Below are 1422 nucleotides of genomic sequence, written 5' to 3'. Positions count from 1 at the left end.
GGAGTCTCAATGACGGAGTCAAGCCGCTCGCGCGACCGGCAGCTCGGGGGTGAAGACCCGATTGTCGCGCAGGAGAGCCCACAGGACGCTGGCCCGGCGCCGTGCCAGGGCGATGACGGCTTGGACATGTTTGCAGCCCTCGCCGCGCTTCTTGAGGTAGAACTCCCGGTTGGGCCCCTCACGCATCATGCTGGTCTGGGCCGACATGTAGAACACCCGTCGCAGGCGGCGGCTGTAGCGCTTGGGCCGGTGCAGGTTGCCGGTACGGCGTCCGGAGTCGCGCGGGACGGGTACCAGGCCAGCCGCCGAGGCCAGGTGACCGGCGTCGGCGTAGGCCGTGAGGTCGCCTGCGGCGACGACGAACTCGGCGCCGAGTATCGGCCCCATGCCGGGCAGGGACTCGATGATCCCGGCCTGCGGATGGCTGCGGAACGTCTCGCGGATCTGCTGGTCGATCCGCTTCAGACGGTCGTCCAGGGCCAGGATCTGCGCGGCCAGGTCCGCCACGATCTGGGCAGCGACGTCCTCACCGGGCAGTGCGGTCTGCTGGGCCTGGGCAGCCTCCAGCGCCGTCGCAGCGACGGCGTCGGCACCGCGCACGCCTCGGTTGGCCAGCCAGGCAGTCAGCCGGGCCCGGCCGCGGCGGCGGAGGGCTGCCGGGGTCTGGTAGCCCGTCAGCAGGACCAGCGCGCCCTTCTGCGAGCTGTAGTCGAAGGCCCGCTCAAGCGCGGGGAAGACACCGGTCAGCGTGTCACGGAGACGGTTGATCATCCGGACCCGGTCCGCCACGAGGTCGCAACGGTGAGCGGTCAGCAGCGCGAGATCGGCGGCCAACTGGGCCGGCACGTCGATCGTCGCGAAGTCCCGGCGGTTACGGACAGTTTCGGCGATGACGTAGGCGTCGCGGGCGTCGGTCTTCGCCTCGCCCCGGTAGGCGCCGGACATGCGGTTGACCGTACGTCCGGGCACGTAGACGGCCTGCTGGCCGTGGGCCGCGAGCAAGGCCAGCAGCAGCGCGGAGGACGTGCCGGAGATGTCCACCGCCCACTGGACCTGGTCGGCCAGGTCGAGGATCTCGCCCATGGCGGTCAGGATCGCCGACTCGTCGTTGTCGACCTTCTTCGACCACAGCGTGGCACCGGTCTCATCGACCGCCGCCGCCCAGTGGTGCCCCTTGCCCGCGTCGATGCCGACCCAGACCCGGTTCCGTCGCTCGCTCACTCACCCCTCCTCGCTCCGAACAGCATGCCGTCGGCCCGAGGAACACCCCGCTGTCATCTCCGTAAAAAGCGACTGAAGCGCACATCTCAATCAGCAGCCAGGGCGCCCCGGAGAGCCGGGCGGCCACTCCTCGGAAGCCACTGAAGGCAGAGAACCATAAGCCACACCCGGCCCTCCCGGGCCGACCAACAACTTACGGAG

At 69.9% G+C, this 1422-nt stretch carries 1 protein-coding gene; it reads right to left on the bottom strand.

What is annotated here, in order from left to right:
- Positions 1-18: 18 nt before the first annotated feature.
- On the bottom strand, positions 19-1221 hold the full coding sequence (locus tag IG88_RS0137660) for an IS110 family transposase (protein ID WP_031051358.1): 1203 nt from the start codon (positions 1219-1221) through the stop codon (positions 19-21).
- Positions 1222-1422 lie beyond the last annotated feature (201 nt).

It is taken from the genome of Streptomyces sp. NRRL F-5650 (assembly GCF_000721365.1).
Classification (GTDB): Bacteria; Actinomycetota; Actinomycetes; order Streptomycetales; family Streptomycetaceae; genus Streptomyces; species Streptomyces ardesiacus.
This window is presented reverse-complemented; position numbering and strand designations above follow the sequence as displayed.